This window comes from Plantibacter sp. MCCC 1A11337 (assembly GCF_013349365.1).
GTDB lineage: Bacteria > Actinomycetota > Actinomycetes > Actinomycetales > Microbacteriaceae > Plantibacter > Plantibacter flavus_A.
Genome location: NZ_JABJWX010000003.1, coordinates 355,935 through 374,508, shown reverse-complemented (window position 1 = coordinate 374,508; position 18,574 = coordinate 355,935). Strand labels below are relative to the sequence as shown.

Annotated in this window: 9 protein-coding genes; 7 read left to right on the top strand and 2 right to left on the bottom strand. The window is 70.4% G+C overall.

Annotation, left to right across the window (positions count from 1 at the left end):
* Positions 1–413: 413 nt before the first annotated feature.
* Positions 414–8,651: a hypothetical protein gene (locus tag HOW07_RS13485; protein WP_175117449.1), complete on the bottom strand. Its 8,238-nt coding sequence runs from the start codon at positions 8,649–8,651 to the stop codon at positions 414–416.
* A gap of 444 nt (positions 8,652–9,095) precedes the next feature.
* Between HOW07_RS13485 and HOW07_RS19675 the strand changes: the two genes are divergently transcribed.
* The 5 genes from HOW07_RS19675 to HOW07_RS13460 all read left to right on the top strand — a co-directional run bounded on the left by HOW07_RS19675 (position 9,096) and on the right by HOW07_RS13460 (position 15,371).
* Positions 9,096–11,981 carry a helix-turn-helix transcriptional regulator gene (locus HOW07_RS19675; RefSeq protein WP_175117448.1) on the top strand — a complete coding sequence of 962 codons (2,886 nt, stop codon included), beginning with the start codon at positions 9,096–9,098 and terminating at the stop codon, positions 11,979–11,981.
* Between the two features lie 218 nt (positions 11,982–12,199).
* Positions 12,200–12,844 carry a SipW-dependent-type signal peptide-containing protein gene (locus tag HOW07_RS13475; protein WP_175117447.1) on the top strand — a complete coding sequence of 215 codons (645 nt, stop codon included), beginning with the start codon at positions 12,200–12,202 and terminating at the stop codon, positions 12,842–12,844.
* Positions 12,845–12,885: 41 nt separating this feature from the next.
* Complete coding sequence (locus tag HOW07_RS13470) at positions 12,886–13,512, top strand: SipW-dependent-type signal peptide-containing protein (protein WP_175117446.1); 627 nt, start codon at positions 12,886–12,888, stop codon at positions 13,510–13,512.
* A gap of 10 nt (positions 13,513–13,522) precedes the next feature.
* Positions 13,523–14,869 (top strand): signal peptidase I, encoded by a 1,347-nt coding sequence (locus HOW07_RS13465; RefSeq protein WP_371743682.1) that lies wholly within the window; start codon positions 13,523–13,525, stop codon positions 14,867–14,869.
* A complete protein-coding gene (locus HOW07_RS13460) occupies positions 14,850–15,371 on the top strand; it encodes a hypothetical protein (RefSeq protein WP_175117445.1) in 522 nt (173 codons plus the stop codon). Before HOW07_RS13465 ends, HOW07_RS13460 begins: the two co-directional genes overlap by 20 nt.
* Before the next feature lie 13 nt (positions 15,372–15,384).
* On the opposite strand, the gene HOW07_RS13455 is transcribed toward HOW07_RS13460, so the two are convergent.
* Complete coding sequence (locus tag HOW07_RS13455; RefSeq protein WP_175117444.1) at positions 15,385–16,383, bottom strand: LacI family DNA-binding transcriptional regulator; 999 nt, start codon at positions 16,381–16,383, stop codon at positions 15,385–15,387.
* Positions 16,384–16,604: 221 nt separating this feature from the next.
* On the opposite strand from HOW07_RS13455, the gene HOW07_RS13450 reads away from it, so the two are divergent.
* Both HOW07_RS13450 and HOW07_RS13445 read left to right on the top strand, forming a co-directional pair.
* Positions 16,605–17,546, top strand: coding sequence for a carbohydrate ABC transporter permease (locus HOW07_RS13450; RefSeq protein WP_175117443.1), 942 nt, complete (start codon positions 16,605–16,607; stop codon positions 17,544–17,546).
* Positions 17,539–18,468: a carbohydrate ABC transporter permease gene (locus HOW07_RS13445; protein WP_064295786.1), complete on the top strand. Its 930-nt coding sequence runs from the start codon at positions 17,539–17,541 to the stop codon at positions 18,466–18,468. The genes HOW07_RS13450 and HOW07_RS13445 overlap by 8 nt, the downstream gene beginning before the upstream one ends.
* Positions 18,469–18,574: the final 106 nt, after the last annotated feature.

The window sequence follows — 18,574 nt, the reverse complement described above, 5'->3', positions numbered from 1 at the left end:
CCTCAGTGCCCCTTGATCCCTGAGCGCCCGTCGGTCCCTGAGCGCCCGTCGGTCCCTGAGCGCCCGTCGGTCCCTGAGCTTGTCGAAGGGCCCCCGCAGAAGCCTGCCCTTCGACAGGCTCAGGGACCGGTTGCCCGGCCTCGAGCCCCTCGGCGCCGTCCGGTCCTTCGGCTCTGTCCGGTCCCTGAGCCCCTCCCGGCGCCTGAGCCCTTCCCGGTCCCTGAGCTCCTCCCGGTCCCTGAGCTTGTCGAAGGGCGTCAGAACGCTCCCCCACGGATGTGCGTGTGATCGGAGTCACGGTTCCTCCTTGGTGCTGGGTGGTGATGAACCGCGGGGGCACCCGTTCGGTGGCGCCGTCCGCGGGGAAGGAGTGGGCCGCGCCGACCCGAATACGGCGCGGCCCACTCGGCGCGTCACTCCAGACGCGCCCGTCGCGTGGCCACGAAGGCACCTCCGAGGAGGAGCATCGTGGCGCCGAGTCCCCCGAGCCACAGGCCGTCGAAGCCGGTGCTCGGCAGACCGGGGCGTGACCCCGGTGCGGCGGCGGCCACCGCGGTGACCGTGAAGGCGGTCGCCTCGCGGTCGAGCGGCAGGTCGCCGGTCACGGATCCGGAGAGCTCCACCCGGTGGGCACCCAGCTCGATCGACGAGTCGACCGGGAAGGTGAGGGTGGCGTTGCCGGAGGCGTCTGCGACGACGGGCGTCAGGGCGAACGGCGTCGAGAAGACGGTGGCCGAGACGGTCTCGCCGGGCTCGAAGCCGGTGGCGTAGACCTCCTGGATCACGCCCGTGTTGCGGACGATCGTCGAGTACTTGACCGTAGCCAGGCGGTCGTCGCCGGCGTCGGTGTCACCATCGGCGTCAGCTGCGGTGTCCGCGTCGGTCGCCGTGTCCGCGTCTGCCGCGGTGTCGGTGTCGACATCCGCGTTCAGGTCGACATCCACTCCGTCGGACGCTGCATCGGTGTCCGCCGCGGTGTCGGTGTCGGCGGCAGTGTCCGCGTCAGTGTCGGCAGCAGCATCCACGTCGGCTGCAGCATCAGTGTCCGCAGCAGCATCGACATCAGCTGCGGCATCGGTGTCAGCAGCAGCATCGACATCAGCTGCGGCATCAGTGTCCGCAGCAGCATCCACGTCCGCAGCAGCATCCGTGTCAGCAGCAACGTCAGTGTCCGCATCAGCGTCCACGTCCGCAGCAGCGTCCGTGTCGGCAGCAGCATCCACGTCCGCAGCAGCGTCAGTGTCCGCAGCAGCATCCGTGTCGGCAGCAACGTCAGTGTCCGCATCAGCGTCCACATCGGCTGCGGCGTCAGTGTCCGCATCAGCGTCCACGTCCGCAGCAGCGTCCACGTCGGCCGCAGCATCAACGTCAGCCGCGGCATCAGCATCCACATCGGAAGCAGCATCAGTGTCAGCCGCAGCATCCACATCGGCCGCAGCATCCGTGTCGGCAGCAGCATCGACATCAGCTGCGGCATCGGTGTCCGCAGCAGCATCCACATCCGCAGCAGCGTCAGTGTCCGCAGCAGCATCCGCATCTGCATCCGCATCCGTGTCCGTGTCCGTGTCCGCAGCAGCATCCACATCGGCGGCAGCGTCAGTGTCCGCAGCGGCATCCGTGTCGGCCGCGGCATCCACATCCGCAGCAGCGTCCACGTCCGCAGCAGCGTCCACGTCCGCAGCAGCATCCGCGTCAGTAGCCGCATCCGCATCCGTTGCAGCATCGGTGTCGGCAGCAGCGTCAGTGTCCGCAGCAGCGTCCACGTCGGCCGCGGCGTCGACGTCAGCAGCGGCGTCCACGTCGACCGCAGCGGCGTCGGTGTCGACGTCGACCGCTCCGTCCTCGATGGTGACGTCGGCCTCGGCCGGGGTCTCGGAGACGTCACCCTCGGCGGTCACCGTGACCGGTCCGGGCGTGTAGTCGTCCGGGATCGGCAGGTCCACGGTGAAGGAACCGTCAGGGTTCGTCACCACGGTGACGGACGGTGCGCCCGGGATGGACACCGTGACGGTCTCCCCACCGGCGAAGCCTGTCCCGTCGACCGTGACCGACTCACCCGGCAGGACCGACGACGGGTCGACCGTGATGGCCGTGTCGTACGCGAGGATCTCGATGATCGTCGTCGCCGGCTCGTTCGATGCAGCACCGAGTGCCGTCACCGTGACGTCGCCGAGCGCGTAGCCGTCGGGGACCGGCAGGGTCGCCGTGAAGCCGCCGCCGGCGTTCGTCACCTGCGTGACGACCGGAGCGCCCGGGATCGACACCGTGACCGTCTCGTTGGCTGCGAAGCCGGATCCGGTGATGACCGTCGTGTCACCGGCGATCAGTGCGTCCGGGGAAGCGGTGATGACGGGCGAGAACACGATGGCGGTGACCGTGACGGTCGCGGTGGCCGGAGCCTGCGACACCGCTCCCTCCGCCGTGACGACCAGCGGGCCGACCGGCGCATTCGCCGGAACGGTGATCCCGACCGAGAACTCACCGGCGCCGTTCGTCGTCGCCGGGACAGCGGTGCCGCCCGGGACCGAGACCGTGACGGACTCGTTCGCGGCGAAGCCGGTACCTGTGACGAGCGTCGCTCCGCCCGCGGTGACCGTGCTCGGGTCGGCGGTGATCGCCGTCTCGTAGGCCTCGACCGTGAGCTCCGCGTCGGCAGGCGTCGCCGAGCTCTCACCGACCGCGGTCACCGTGACCGGCCCGGCGGGCGTTCCGGCCGGCACCGGCAGGGTCGCGGTGAAGCCGCCGTCGCCGTCCGCCGTCACCACGACGGGGTCGCCGCCGGGGATCGAGACGCTGATCGATTCGTTCGGCTGGAAGCCGGTACCCGTGACCGTGGTGGTCTGGCCCGGGTTCACCGTGTCCGGCGTGAGGGTGATCGCCGTGTCGTAGACCGTGGCCTCGACCGTGACGGTGGTGGTCGCCTCGGTCGCCGAGACGACGCCGAGTGCCGTGACCGTGACCGGACCGACCGCGAAGCCCTGCGGGACGGCGAACGTCGTGGTGATCTCACCGTCGGCGTTCGAGGTGACCGTCACCGGCGCGAGGCCGGGGAAGGTGACCGTGACGCTCTCACTCGGAGCGAAGCCGCTCCCCGAGATCTCCGTCGAGGTGCCGCCGGGGACCGTCGCCGGGTCGGCGGTGATCGTCGGTGTGTAGACCACGTCGACCGTGAGGTTCGTCGTCGCAGGCGTGTCGGACGTCGTCCCGAGCGCGGTCACCACGACCGTGCCCTCGGCGTAGCCGGCCGGCACGGGCAGCGACACCGAGATGGCGCCGGTCGCCGTCGCCGTGGTGGTCACCGGGTCGGCACCGGGGATCGAGACCGTGACGCTCTCGTTCGGTGCGAAGCCGGTGCCGGTGACGAGGGTGCTGGCACCCGCGACGACGGTGGCCGGGTCGGCGGCGATGGCCGTGACGTAGGTCGTGGCCTCGACGGTGAGCGTCGCCGTGGCGGGGGTCGCCGAGACGGCACCGGTGGCGGTGACGGTCACGGGTCCGAGCGGGAAGTCCGCCGCGAGGTCGACGCTCACGGAGATCTCACCGTTGCCGTCGGCCGTGGTGGGGATCGGCGTCGCGATGCCCGGGACGGTGACGCTCACGGACTCGTTCGACGCGAAGCCGTCGCCGGTGACCGTGGTGCTGCCGCCAGGGGCGACCGTCGTCGGGTCGAGGGTGATCGAGGTCTCATAGGCCTCGACGGTGACCGTCGCGGTCGCATCCGTCGCGGAGACGGCGCCGGTCGCGGTCACGACGAGCGGTCCGGCCTCCGTGCCCGACGGGATCGGCAGGGCGGCGGTGAAGCCGCCGTCGCCGTTCGCCGTCACCACGACCGGTGTGCCACCGGGGATGGAGACCGAGACGGACTCGTTCGGTGCGAACCCGGTACCGGTGATCGTCGTCGAGGTGCCGGGGAGCAGCGTGTCCGGGTCGGCGGTGATCGCGGTCTCGTAGGGCACCACGGTCACGTCGGCATCGGCGGGCGTGTTCGACGTGTCACCGGTCGCGGTGATCGTCAGTGGCCCAGCAGGCGTTCCGGCCGGGATCGTCACGGGCTGCGTGAAGTCGCCGTCGCCGTTCGTCGTCACGGTGACGGGGCCGCCGCCCGGGATCGTGATGGTGACGGTCTCGTTCGGTGCGAAGCCGGAGCCCGTGACGGTGGTGGTTCCACCCGGGTTGACCGTCGTCGGGTCCACCGTGATCGCCGTGTCGTACACGACCGCTTCGACGAGGACCGAGGTCTGTGCCGGCGTGAGCGACAGGGCACCCGTGGCCGTGAACGTCACGGTCGTGGGGACGAAGTCCGCCGGGAAGGCGACCACCTGGCTGATCTCACCGAGCCCGTTCGCCGTGGTCACGACGTCGTCGAAGCCGGGCGCCGAGATGGTCACCGACTCGTTCGCGACGTAGCCGGTGCCGGACAGAATCGTCGATTCACCGGGGTTCAGCGTGGACGGCGTCGCGGTGAGCGTCGTGTCGAACGCCTCGACGGTGATCGTCGCAGTGGCGGGGGTGTTCGACACGGCTCCGACGGCCGTCACGACGACGGGGCCGGCGGGGGTGCCGGGCAGGATCGGCAGGATGGCGGTGATGTCGCCGTCCGGGCCGGCCTCCACCACGACGGGTGTGCCGCCGGGGATGGAGACGGAGACGGACTCGCCGGGCAGGAAGCCCGTTCCGGTCACGGTGGTGCTGCCGCCGGGGAGGAGCGTGTCGGGGTCGGCGGTGATCGCCGTGTCGTAGACCGTGGCCTCGACCGTGACCGTGGTGGTCGCCTCGGCTGCGGAGACGACGCCGAGGGCGGTGACCGTGACCGGACCGACCGCGAAGTTCTGCGGGACGTCGACGGTGGTCGTGATCTCACCGGCTGCGTTCGACGTGACCGTGATCGGGTCGAGGCCGGGGAAGGTGACCGTGACGCTCTCGCTCGGCGCGAAGCCGGCGCCCGAGATCTCGGTGCTGGTGCCGCCGGGGACCGTGGCCGGGTCGGCGGTGATCGTCGGGGTGTAGACGACGTCGACCGCGAGGTTGGTGGTGGCCGGGGTCTCGGAGACCTCACCGAGGGCGGTCACGACGACCGTGCCCTCCGCGTAGTCCGCCGGGACCGGCAGCGAGACGGAGATGGTTCCGGTCGCCGATGCCTGTGTGGTGACCGCGGGCGCACCGGGGATGGAGACCGTGACGGTCTCATCGGGCTCGAAGCCGGTACCGGTGACGAGCGTGCTCTCCCCCGCGACGACGGTCGTCGGGTCGACCGTGATGGCCGTGACGTAGGTGGTCGCCTCGACGGTGAGCGTCGCCGTGGCCGGGGTGGCCGAGACGGCGCCGGTGGCGGTGACCGTGACGTCGCCCAGCGGGAAGTCCGCCGGCAGGGTGACACTGACCGTGATCTCACCGTCGCCGCTCGCCGTGGTCGTCACGGGCGTGTCGAGGCCGGGGATGGTGACCTCGACGGACTCGAGCGGGACGAAGCCGGAACCGGTGACGAGCGTGCTGCCACCGGGGGCGATGGTCGCCGGGTCGAGCGCGATGTCGGTGTCGTAGGCCTCGACGGTGATGTCCGTCTCGGCCGGCGTCGCGGAGACCGCGCCGGTGGCGGTGACCGTGAGCTGGCCGGCAGGCGAACCCGACGGGATCGGCAGGACGGCCGTGAAGCCGCCGTCGCCGTCAGCCGTCACGACGACGGGCGTGCCGTCCGGGTAGGAGACGGAGACCGACTCGTTCGCGGCGAAGCCGGTGCCCGTGATGGTGGTCGAGTTGCCGGGGAGGAGCGAGGCCGGGTCGGCCGTGATGGCCGTGTCGTACGGCAGCACCTCGAGGTCGGCGGTCGCCGGGGTGGCCGACGTCTCACCGGTGGCGGTGACGACGACGGTCGCGGCGGGCGTGCCGTCGGGGACGGGCAGGTCGACGGTGAAGCCGCCGTCGCCGTCCGCATCGACGGTCACCGGGGTGCCGCCCGGGTAGCCGACGGTGACCGTCTCACCGGGCAGGAAGCCGGTGCCGGTCACCGTCGTGGTGTTCCCAGGGATGAGTGACGTCGGGTCGAGCGTGATGGCGGTGTCGTAGACCGTCGCAGTGACGGTGACGACGGTGGTCGCTTCGGTGGCGGACACGGCGCCGAGGGCGGTGACCGTGACGTCGCCGACCGCGAAGTCCTGCGGGACGGCGATGGGGGTGCCGATGGCGCCGAGTGCGGTGGCGGTGACGGTGATCGGCTCGAGTCCGGGGAACGTCACGACGACGTCCTCGCCGGGCGCGAAGCCTGCACCGTTGATGATCGTGGTCGTGCCGCCGGCGACCGTGGCCGGGACGGCGACGATCGACGTCTCGTAGACCACGGCGAGGTTGGTGGTGGCCGGGGTGTCGGACGTCTCGCCGAGCGCGGTCACGACGACCTGGCCTGCGGCGTAGTCGGCGGGGACGTCGAGCTCGACCGAGATCGTGCCGGTTCCGGTGGCCGTGGTGGTGACCGGGTCGACGCCGGGGATCGAGACGGAGACGGTCTCGCCCGAGGCGAAGCCGGTCCCGGTGATCGTCGTGGTCCCACCGGCGACGACACTGGCCGGGTCGGCGGTGATCGCGGTGACGTACTGGGTCGCCTCGACGGTGACCGTCGTGGTCGCCGGGCTGGCCGACGAGGCGCCGGTCGCCGTGACCGCCACGGGGCCGAGCGGGAAGTCCGCCGGGAGTGTGAGACTGGCGGAGATGGTGCCGGTGCCCGTCGCGGTGGTGACGACCGGGTCGGTGACACCTGGGACGGTGATCGACACCGACTCGCCGGGCAGGAAGCCGGATCCGGTGATCGTGGTGCTGCCGCCGGGGGCGATCGTCGCCGGGTCGGCGGTGATGGCGGTCACGAAGGGGGCGACGACGAGGTCGGTGGTGGCCGGGGTGTCGGAGGTCGCACCGGTGGCGGTGAACGTCAGCGTCGCCGGAGTGAAGCCGGCGGGGATCGCGACGCTCTGGCTGATCACACCGGCGGCGTCCGACGTCGTGACGACCGGGTCGAGGCCGGGCGCGGTGATCGTGACCTGCTCGTTCGCCGCGAAGCCGGTGCCGTCGATCACGGTGGACTGGCCGGGGTTGACGGTCGCCGGTGTGGCGGTGATGGCCGTGTCGTAGACGACGAGCGTGCCGCGCACCGAGGATGACGCGAGGTTGACCGTCGCGAGCGAGATCGCCGGGACGAGGGAGATCTGCACGGCGCGGACGGTCGCCGACCCCGCACCGAGGTCGCCGGTCGCCGGCTGCACGTTCGCGGTGACGTCGGCGACGAGTCGCACGATGTTCAGGATCGGTCCGACGACGTTCGCGGCGAGACCGCCGGTGATGCCGGTCAGGGCGGTGTTGAGCGTTCCGACACCGGTGTAGGCCGTGGCGACCGTGTTCTTCACGAGGTTGAGGACGAGGTTGACCACGCCGTCGAGGGTGAGTCCGAGGGTCGCGAGGATCGGGTTCAGCACGTTCGGGAGGAGCCCCGCCGAGGTGAAGGCGGCGGTGCCGTTCTGGACGGCGCCGAGGGTCGAGTCGAGCGACAGGGAGATGACCGGGACCTGGGTGACGACGACGTTCGTCGTGACGTTGCCGGTGACCTGGATGCGTGTGCCGTCGACGGCTGCCTGGACGCCCGCTGACACGGCCGTGACCTGCGCGGTAATCGCCGAGGTGATCGCCGAGGCGATCGCGGCGCCGATCGGGCCGGACAGCAGGGAGGTGTTCGGCGGCAGGTCGTTGAGGTCCGGCAGGTTCGGGTCGTTCGCGAGGAGGGTCGCGAGGTCGACGGTCACCGCACCGGTGAGCAGGTTGACGGAGACACCGGTCGCCGCGGACTGCGACGCCTGGGTGGTGAGGATTCCGTTGACGACGGTCGCGAGGTTCGGCGGCGTGACCGTGGCCGTCGCAGCAACACGGAGGACGCCGATGAGGTTCGCGTTCAGCGCCGTGTTGAGCGCCGAGGTGAGCCCGTTGAGCGTGGTCTGCAGCGGTGGGAGGAGGCCGGTCACCTGTGTCCCGACGTTCTGCACGAGGGGGCTCTGGAACGTGAGCGTCGCACCCGCGATCTGGTAGTCGGGAACGGCCGTGGCGCCGTCCGTCTGCGAGATCGTGGAGGCGAGGGCGCCGAGGCTGAGCGAGAGGTCGCTGAGGACACCGCCGGTCGGGGTTCCGACCCGGCCGAGCAGGCCGGTGAGGTCGAGGTCCGCGTCGGCCGGCGGGGCGTCGGGTCCGCCGATGGACACACCGCCCTGGTCGGTGACGGCGCCGGACCCGGCGAGCGCGTCGCCGTTGTCGGCAGCTGCGCCGTACTGGGCGACCGCGCCGAGTTCGATCACGCCGTTCGTGCCGAAGAGCTGGAGGGAGTCACCGAGGTCGACGCCGAGGGTGTTGAGGACGTCTACCGAGAGCGGGTTCGCAGCGACCGGGTGCACCCCGCTGGGGTTCTCCGCTCGGGCACCGTTGACGGCGGCGAGGGTGTCCAGGTTGATCCCGGCCGCCTGCCCGCCGAGGAACCGGCCGAGGCCGTCGGAGACGTCGGTGGGGGCGGCGACCGCAGCGGTCGTCGTCGATCCCATGGCGATGACCGTGCCGACCACGGCCATGGCCGCGACCTTCCACGCACGGCCACGGCCGAAGTTGCTTCGCTGCTGTTCCCCCACGGTGGAACCCTTTCGTCGGTGCACGGGCGGGCCCGCGTCTGGCGTCGATCCCGGCCAATCTAGAGCCGGACATCCCTGTCCCCCAGAGGTGGGACAGCAACCCGGGTAGTGCCGTGGCCGAAACCGGTATTCCGCCCGCCGAGGGCGGAGCGTGGGACGTTTCCCCCGGTGGTTACGAGGTATCCCCCACGTGGGGTACGTAGTTTCTACTGAGAACACCCAGCTAGGGCTCTCCAAGTGCTCAGGGAGTCCGGATAATGGGGGACAGATCCAATGGAGGGTCCCGTCGGACGGAGGTCAGTACCGCTGAGCAGGGGTGGCGATACGACGATCGGACGACGGATCTCGCTGGACGACGGAGCTTGAGGGGGCTGCGATGGAAGAGCAGGTTGAGACCGCATCGGTGCGGGGGCGACAGCACCGTTTCGACGAGCGAGCCCTGCCATGACCGTCCGCTCTCCGCGATACTCGGGCGGCTCCCGGCCGGCCGGGTCGCCGATGCGACGGACGGCCGAGTTCCGCCAGGCCGCGTCGCGGGCGCCGGCCCAGCAGAGTAGTCGGGAGGCCGCGATCGCCCGGGTCGCAGCGCTCATCGAACGCCGTACGAGCACGCTGCTCGTCGGCCCCCACGGCTACGGCAAGACCTTCACGGCCGACACGATCGGCGGGCGCATGCAGCGTGCAGGTCGTGCCGTCGTCCGACTCTCCGGGACGGCGGCCGACGCGTCGCACCTCTTGAGCGACTGGCGGACCGCCCCGAGCGGCTCGGTCTTCATCATCGACGACGGCGCCGGTCTCCAGGCGGGCGGCCTGTCCGACCTCGTCGACCTCACCAGGTCACGCGAGCACGTGGCGCTCGTCACGCTCGAACAGGAGCGCGCCGGGCTGCCGAGCGCCTCCGACGATTCGGCGCAGCGGCTGCTCTCGGTCTGGCGAGGCGGATCGCTCACCCGGATCGACCTCCCGGCGCTCGACGGGTTCGAGGCCTCGGCACTCGCCGATGCAGCCGCGGACGACGCCGTCCTGGACGACATGGCGAAAGCCGTCATCGTGCGACTCAGCAACGGCTCACCACGCCTCGTCCACGAGCTCACCAAGGACGCCCTCGAGACGGGCGGCGAGTTCTACCTGCCGCGCAGCATCCTGTCGCTCGGGGTGGCCGGTGTCTCACCGCGCATCCACGACCTCACGGATCCGCAGCTCTCCCGCCTCGACGACGAGGGCCGCTACGCCCTCGTGATGCTCGCGAAGCTCGGGCCGGTCCCCTACTCGCGCGCGGCCCGGCTGATCGGCGAACACGAGCTGCACACCCTCTTGCGGCTGGGCCTGGCGCGCAATGACGGGTCAGGGCAGGACCGGATCGTCGCCGACGAGCTGCACGCCTGGTCGGCGTTGGCCGAGTGGCGGCACGGCGGTCGGCTGCGCCCGCACGACCGGGTCCAGCGCACGCTGATCGCGGACCTCCGTGCGGGGAGCCGGCTGACACCGAACGAGTCGTTCATCCTCGGCCGGTATTGGTTGTCCGCGGACGACGACCGCTTCGACCACGGGTTCGAGGCCGTCACGATGGCGCGGGTCTACCTGGACGCGGCGCACGTCGCGAACGTCGCCGGACTCGCCGCGGACGGCCAGCTGCTCGCGGCTCGTGCCTTCACCTGGCGCCCCTCCGTGAGCGCGGCGCTGCAGCAGTCGAGATCGCTCGCCATGCTCGGCGACGTCGACGGTGCACAACGCGTGCTCGACGTCGGTCCGGAGGCGGATTCCGACGAAGACATCCGGGCCGAGGTGCTGAGCTGGCGTGCGACGCTGGACCGCTGGGGTGACCGGACGTGCGCGCAGGTGCTCACCGAACGAGCCGAGTACAGCCGTGCGCTCACGCGGCGCATCGAGATGGTCGAGCTGTGGCGGCAACAGACCGATCCGGGACCGACCGAGAGCGACGGCCTGTACGAGAGCGTCCTCCAGGACGACACCGCGCCGCAGTCCTCGAGACTGTACGCAGGCGCGGCACTCCTCAGCCGACGCGGCCTGCACGCGACGCCGACCGAGCTCCGCGAGTTCCTTCACGCCGGCGACGCGGTGTACCGCCGGGTGCCCTACAACGCCGCACGACCGCTGTCCCACGCGATGCGCGACGCGAGCGCGATGTACGTCCTCTCGGCCGGCACGATCCGGCTCCTGACCGGCCTGTCCTGGGCCGGCTTCGCGCGGTACATCGACGAGTTCGCCGAGCGTGCGGAGCGTGGGACCGGTCGCCTAGCGACGACCGATCAGTGCATCGTCGGACTGCTCGGCGCCCAGCTCGCCTTCTTCGACGGCCGCCCGGAGCGAGCGCTGGCGGACCTGCGGGTCGTCGAGCGCATGCTCGACTCGACGGTCCCACCCGACGTCCACGCGCAGGCCTCGCTCATCCTCATCGGAGCGCTCGCGCAGACGGGACAACTCGACGAGGCGATGGAACGGCGCTCCGGCGAGGATCGGCGACTCATCGCGTCGTCCTCCGTCCTCTCCTACCTCGCCGACATCGCCGACTTCAGCCTGCTCCTCGCCGACGGCAACCTGACGGCTGCCAAGCTGCAGTTGCACCACATGGCCGAGTCCGGTTCGAATCCGCTGACCGAACGGCTCTACTCCGCGTGCCTGGCCTCCGTGGTCGGCACGGATGCAGCGGAGGCGTTCTCCTGGGTGGCCGACGCGAGGGACAGCGAGAAGACGCCGCTGCAGGGCGCGCTGTTCCTCCTCCTCGATGCCGGTGCAGCGGGTGATGCGAGCCGGGTGGAGGAAGCCGCGTGCTCGCTCGAAGCGGTGGGAGCCCGGCATCGGGCCATCGGAGCCCACCAGCTCGCTGCGCGCCTGCACACGGAACAGGGACGTCCGCACCACGCCCGTCGCTGCGCCGAGCGCGTCGCCGGGCTGTCGGAGCAGCCGACCGGACCGCTCGTCGACCTCGCTCCGGAGCACGCTGTCCCGGTCGCCACCGCGGAGGGCTTCGGCTCGCCGCGCGGATCGGCGGCCTCAGCGCCGCCCACGCCGGACGACGCGCTCGAGATCGACCGGCCCGCCGCCCATGCACCTCTCGCCTACATCCCCTTCGACCAGACCATGCACCGGGACGGACCGCCCGCCGACGTGAGCTCGCTCACTCGACGCGAGTTGGAGGTGGCGCACCTCATCGCCCAGGGGTTGAGCAACCAGGAGATCGCGACCCGCCTGTTCCTCAGCGTCCGGACGGTCGAGTCGCACGTCCTGCAGGCGCGGACGAAGCTCGGCGCCGGCCGTCGGCGCGACCTGGGCCGGATCGTCGTGCAGTCAGGGCAGCGCGAGGCGTGACCGAGCCGGCCCGCGGGCGTCATCCGCTCGCGGGCCGGAGCGGCCGATCTCGGTAGTCTGCCGCGCTCCGCCACGGATCCCAGTACCCCACTACTGGTTACAACAGACACCCGGCTGCCTATCGTCCTGAGAGTGTCGCGAGACGCGCGGAGACCGTCTCCGCACGCCCGACACCTGTGGTGACGTCAGCCGTCACCGACGGACCTCAGGGGGCTTCCATGACCATCGACACCAGCACCGAGGCCCCAGCGGCCACCGGCACCGACGCACCCGTGCGCGGCCTGCGCAGCAAGCGGGCGAAGGCGATCCTGGCCGGCGGGCTGGTGCTCGGCGTCGGTGCGGCGATCACCCTCGCGGCCTGGAACGATTCCGAGTTCGCGACCGGGATCTTCGCCGGTGGTGGGTTCGGCATCGAGGGCAGCACGGACGGCACCGCCTTCACCGAACACCCGACCGAGGCGGCGGCCGCCCCGCTCACCTTCGCGGTGGAAGCCGACAACCTGGCACCCGAAGAGCCCGTCTACGCCGGGTTCGCCGTCCAGCTGACCGCCGCGTCGACGTACGCCGGCACGGTGGACATCACGGCCACGAGCGGAGCCGCCATCGCCTCCTCGCTCAGCTACTCCGTCGTGGAGACCACCACGTTCGGCTGCGACGCCACGAGCTTCGCCGCCGGTGACCCGCTCGTGACGGACGCAGCGACCACGTCGAGCACGGCCGCGGACATCTTCACACTGGGTGCGGTCACGACCCCGGTGTTCCTCTGCTTCGAGGTCACACCGTCCGCGACGCTGCCGCAGTCGTCGCCGAGCGGCACCGTGGTCTGGGAGTTCGCAGCCGAGTCCACCACTCCGCTGCCGTAACCCGCGGCGAGACGGCGATCATGGGACGACACACTCCGGCGATGGGGAGACACCAACGCACCGATCGACGACGGAGCACGTCGCGCTACACGAAGGCCAGAGCGGCCCTCGCAGCCGCGCTCGTGCTGGGCGTCGGGACCTCGCTCACCCTCGCCGCGTGGAGCGACGACGAGTTCGGAACGGCGACCTTCGCGGCCAGCACCTTCGCCGTGGAGTCGCAGACCTCGTCGTCGACCTGGGCGGCTCACGAGGCGGCGAACCCCGCCACGCTGGTCTTCAACGCGACCGCCATGTCGCCGGGGTTGTCGCAGTTCGCCTTCATCGACATCCGCACGACCGCCGCGACGAACATCGGTGGGACGGCGGCGCTGTCCGCGGTCTCGGCGGCGACGGGCACCCTCCTGCCACAGCTCGAGTACCGCGTCGTCACGACGGCGGCGGGCACGGCCTGCAACGCCGCCGCGTTCACCTCGGCGACCGTCCCCGCCTACACCGCGTCGTTGTCGACGGGCACGGCTCCGCCGACGGCGACCGGAGCACTCACGGCGGCCGGCGGTTCGACGGTGCGCTTCTGCTTCGACGTGCGGGTGAAGGCGGGCACGGCCTCCAGCTTCCAGGGTGGAACGGCGTCGGCGACGTGGCAGTTCACCAGTACCTCCAGTTCCTGATCGGAGCACCGTGACCCGACCCTCCTCGGAAGCGATCGACGCCACCGAGCGGCAGCAGCCCCGCCGCTCGGTGGCGTCGATCGTCGGAGACACCCTGCTCAACCTCGCCGCCGTCGGCGGGTTGGTCTGCATCGTGCTCGTCATCCTCGCGACCTGCTTCAACGTGACCCTCATCATGTTCAAGACCGGTTCCATGAGCCCGACGATCCCCACCGGCTCACTCGCGCTCGTCCGCGAGATCCCGGCATCCGACATCGCGGTGGGCGACGTCGTGACAGTCGACCGTGCCGGCCAGCTGCCCGTCACCCACCGCGTCACCTCGGTGAGCGGCGGCGTCGACACCGCCGGACCACAACGCACGATCACCATGCAGGGCGATGCGAACCGGTCGGAGGACCCCGAGCCGTACACGGTCTCGACGGTCCGCCTCGTGCTCGCCTCGGTGCCCGGGCTCGCGTACCTCGTCGTGTGGTTGTCCAACCCGTGGGTCCTCGGCGGACTGACGCTCAGCTGTTCGGCCCTCGTCATGTGGGCGTTCTGGCCGCGCTCGGATCGCAAGCGCCCGCCGGGTGGTGAGGGAGGAGCGGGCGGCGGCGGTCGTCCTGCTCCGCGGCGCCGCTCGGCCGCTGCCGGTGCCGACGGAGCCGGACCACGACCGGCTCGCCACGCCGCGCTCCGCTGCTCACCGGTCGCCCTGCTCCTCGGAGCCGGCCTCGCGATCGGCGGCGCCGCTCCTGCCCACGCCGAGCCGACGGTGGACGTCATCGCCGGCGAGGCGGTCGTGCTCACCTCGATCGGCGACCCGTCGGCCATGCGGTCCCTCACCCCGGGTCGGTCGACGCCCTGGGAGGTGGGCATCACGACCAAGCCGGAGGCGACACCGGGCTCCATCGACGTGACCATGGTCGGCTCGGGCTCGACCGAGCTCGGACTCGTCATGGCGGTCGACGCGTGTTCCGTCCGCTGGACCGCAGCCGGCTGCGTCGGCACCGTCACCCACCTGTTCGACGAGATGGCGGTGCCCGTCGACGGTGTCGAGCGCGCGGTCCTTTCGATGAGGAGCACCGAGGCGTGGTGGCTGAAGTTCGACGTCCGGATGCCGTCCGGCGCAGCGGTGGCGAACGCCTCGGTCGCCCTCACGGTCACGGCCGAGGGCGTCGGTGACGACCTCTCGGTCTCGCCCGGCCCGATCACCACGCTCCCCCGCACCGGCGCGAGCATCGAATTCGCGGTCTGGGCGGCAGCGGGGGCGATCCTGATCGGTCTCGTCGGTGCATGGTTCGGTGCGCTGCGACAGCATTCGCGTTCGGCGAGGGATGCGACGATCCTGCGGGCCGATGATGCGACCGCGGGGTGACAACGGCGGCCGTGTCCTCCTGTGGCGCCGCCGGACCGCCGCAACGGCCATCGCCGTCGCGATGACCTTCCTCCTCACGCACCCTGCACCGGCGCCGGTGGACGCGGCCTGGGCCGATGCCGAATTCGGGACAGGTGACTTCACCGCGGCCACCGTACCGTCACCGACGTTCTCCAGTTGCACCTTCAATCCGAACGCCGTCGGACTGCTCTCCTCGTACACCGTCGTGTACACGATCCCAGCCGGTTACACGATCAACTACGCCTACTCGGCGAACGCCTCGTTCACCCCCAACACGGTCATCTCCCCGTCGTCCACGAGCGGCACGACGACCGTGACCTCGACGTTCAGCCTGGGACTCCTCGGGGGTCTCCTCGGCTCGAACGTCTACATCGGCGCGCGACTCACTCTGCCGTCGACGACCTGGTCTTCGCCCTACCGGGTTGTGAGCGGCACATCGAACGCTCTGGGAACGAACGGCGCCTGCGCGGTCATCCCGTAGCGAGTGCACCGTGTCACTCGGCCGAGGACTCCCGCACGACGAGTTCGAACCCGGCGCGCACCCGGCGCCCCGGCCCGACGTGTCCGGCCACGCGTTCGACCAGCATGGCGACCGCCTCGCGGGCGATGGCCTCCTTGTCGGGCGCGACCGTCGTCAGTGACCGCATCGCGTACCGGCCGTCCTCGATGTCGTCGAAGCCGACCACGGCAAGGTCGTGCGGGATGTCGATGCCGCGATCCCACGCCGCACGCATCGCGCCCAGCGCCATGAGGTCGTTGAAACAGAACACGCCGTCCGGGGGATCGCCGGCGTCGAGCATCTCGCCCATGACGGCCGCACCACTCGCGCGATCGTATTCCCCTTCGGCCATATACCGGTTCGGGTCGAGGCCGGCCTCCCGCATCGCTCTCGTGAACCCGTCCACGCGCTGCTTCGCGGTGCCCGTGGAATGGGCCTGCCGACCGATGGCTCCGATGCGGGTGCATCCACGTTCGATCAGGTGTCGGGTCGCCAGGTAGGCCGCCTCGGTGCCGTCGATGGCGACATGGTCCGCGCTCGCGCCGTAGTCGCGCTCACCAAGCAGGACGATGGGCTGGGTCGCGGCGGCGGCTTCGACGTCAGCGGCTGTGAGGTTGAGGGCGTTGAGCAGCACGCCGTCGAACGTCGAGGACACCGCTCCCCCGGTGAGCACCGCGCGCTCCCGTTCCGGATCGCCGTTCGTCTGGTCGACGACGAGGGTAAGCGAGCGTTTCGTGAGTTCGGGGATGAGGCAGCGGGCGAGGTCGGAGAAGTACGGCACATCGAGCTCGGGGACGACGAGCGCGATGAGTCCACTGCGGTTGTTGCGGAGCCCCCGCGCGTGCGGATTGGGCCGATAGCCGAGCTCGTCGATGACCGCCTGCACGCGCTTGCGGGTCTCGGCGCCGACCCGCCCCGGCAGGTTCACGACGTCCGAAACCGTCCGCTGGGAGACACCGGCCGCCTGCGCGACATCCCGTGCGGTCACTGCCATCCGTGCCTCCCCGTCGGTCGCGCACGCTCCACCGCGCGTCCGTCCTGACGCAAGCGTAGCGACTCCACGACGTCCGGGTCATCGCGGCAAGCGTTTTCCAACTGCGTCTTGTGCTACGTAGCACAAGCCGTTAGCGTGTCTCCCTGTCAGCACGGTCGCAGCGAGTCGAAGGAGATGCGCAGCATGTTCGAGAGCCCACCACCCATCACGCGAGCCGCCACATGAGCGCGCTCAACGAGCTGCGCGCGCTGCGGACGCCGAAGGGGGCGCTCAAGCACCGCGACGCCTCCGAATTCCGCGACAACCGCGCGGCACTCCTCTTCCTCGGTCCCTGGATCATCGGTTTCCTCGTCATCACGCTCGGGCCGGTCCTCGTCTCGCTCTACCTGTCGTTCACCGACTACAACCTCCTCCAGAACCCGAACTTCACCGGGCTGGAGAACGCGCAGCGGATGGTCGAAGACCCCCGCCTGCACCAGTCCCTCGGGGTGACCATCACCTACGTCGTGGTCTCGGTGCCGTTGCAGCTCATCGTCGCCCTGGCGATCGCGGTCCTCCTGGATCGCGGCATGCGCGGGCTCTCGTTCTACCGGTCGGTGCTGTACCTGCCGTCACTCCTCGGCGGTAGCGTCGCGATCGCGGTCCTCTGGCGGCTCGTCTTCGGCTCGAGCGGCCTCGTCAACGCGCTGCTCGCCGTCTTCGGCATCCAGGGCCCCGGGTGGATCTCCGAACCCGACACCGCGCTGTCGACGCTGATCATCCTGCACGTGTGGACGTTCGGCGCCCCGATGGTGATCTTCCTCGCCGGCCTCCGGCAGATCCCGCGACAGTACTACGAGGCGGCGTCGACGGACGGTGCCGGCCGGTGGACACAGTTCCGGTCGATCACCCTGCCATTGCTCAGCCCGATCATCTTCTTCAACCTCGTGCTCGGGATCATCGGCGCGTTCCAGTCGTTCACGCAGGCCTACGTGGTGTCGAACGGATCGGGCGGGCCGTCCGACTCGACGCTGTTCATCACGCTCTACCTGTACCAGAGGGGCTTCGGCAGCTTCCAGATGGGGTACGCGTCGGCGATCGCGTGGCTCCTGCTCATCATCATCGCCGCCGCCACGGCCATCAACTTCTGGGCCTCGAAGTATTGGGTGTTCTACGATGACTGACCTCAAGACCCGCCCCTCCTCCGAGGACGGCCTCTCACCCGATGCGGCCGCCCGTCGCGAGCGGGGCGACGCTCAGCGCGCCAAGCTCCTGCGCCGACAGCGGATCTCGAGCATCGGCAAGCACGCGCTGCTGATCCTGCTCGGGCTGCTGATGCTCTACCCCGTGCTGTGGATGGTGGCGTCCTCCCTCCGCCCGAACGGGTACATCTTCGACAACCCGGGTCTCGTGCTCGACACGTTCGAAGCGTCCAACTACACGAACGGCTGGAACGCGCTCGCGCAGCCGTTCGGGAGCTACCTGGCGAACTCGGCGATCGTGGTCGTCGGGTCGATCATCGGCAACCTGCTCACCTGCTCGCTCGCCGCGTACGGCTTCGCCCGGCTGCGGTTCCGGTTCAAGCGCTTCGCCTTCGCGGCGATGCTGCTCACCATGATGCTGCCGATCCACGTGCTGATCATCCCGCAGTACGTCATCTTCGCCCAGCTCGACTGGATCAACACCTACCTGCCGCTCATCGTGCCGAAGTTCCTCGCGACGGACGCGTTCTTCATCTTCCTCATGGTGCAGTTCATCCGCGGCATTCCGCGCGAGCTCGACGAGGCGGCGCGGATCGACGGAGCCGGTCACCTGCGGATCTTCGTGCAGATCATGCTCCCGCTCATGACCCCGGCACTCGCGACGACGGCGATCTTCACCTTCATCTGGACGTGGAACGACTTCTTCGGCCAGCTGATCTTCGTGACCGACCCCGACAAGTACACCTCGTCGGTCGCCCTCCGGTCGTTCGTCGACACCCAGTCGCAATCCGACTACGGCGCGCTCTTCGCCATGAGCGTCGTCACTCTGTTGCCGGTGTTCCTCGCCTTCCTGTTCGGTCAGCGGTTCCTCCTGCGGGGCATCGCGACCACCGGAGGCAAGTAGCCCTCGCCCCCAACCGGTCCCCGAGCCACAACCCGGTCCTTGAGTCCCCAACCCGGTCCCCGAGTCCCCAACCCGACCTCTGAGTCCCCAACCCGGTCCCTGAAAC

What these genes read in the sequence shown, in the direction of transcription:
- HOW07_RS13470 (WP_175117446.1), top strand. Translation starts at nt 12,886, where the DNA reads ATGGGGAGACACCAACGCACCGATCGACGACGGAGCACGTCGCGCTAC.
- HOW07_RS13475 (WP_175117447.1), top strand. Translation starts at nt 12,200, where the DNA reads ATGACCATCGACACCAGCACCGAGGCCCCAGCGGCCACCGGCACCGAC.
- HOW07_RS13450 (WP_175117443.1), top strand. Translation starts at nt 16,605, where the DNA reads ATGAGCGCGCTCAACGAGCTGCGCGCGCTGCGGACGCCGAAGGGGGCG.
- HOW07_RS13460 (WP_175117445.1), top strand. Translation starts at nt 14,850, where the DNA reads ATGATGCGACCGCGGGGTGACAACGGCGGCCGTGTCCTCCTGTGGCGC.
- HOW07_RS19675 (WP_175117448.1), top strand. Translation starts at nt 9,096, where the DNA reads ATGACCGTCCGCTCTCCGCGATACTCGGGCGGCTCCCGGCCGGCCGGG.
- HOW07_RS13445 (WP_064295786.1), top strand. Translation starts at nt 17,539, where the DNA reads ATGACTGACCTCAAGACCCGCCCCTCCTCCGAGGACGGCCTCTCACCC.
- HOW07_RS13455 (WP_175117444.1), bottom strand. Translation starts at nt 16,383, where the DNA reads ATGGCAGTGACCGCACGGGATGTCGCGCAGGCGGCCGGTGTCTCCCAG.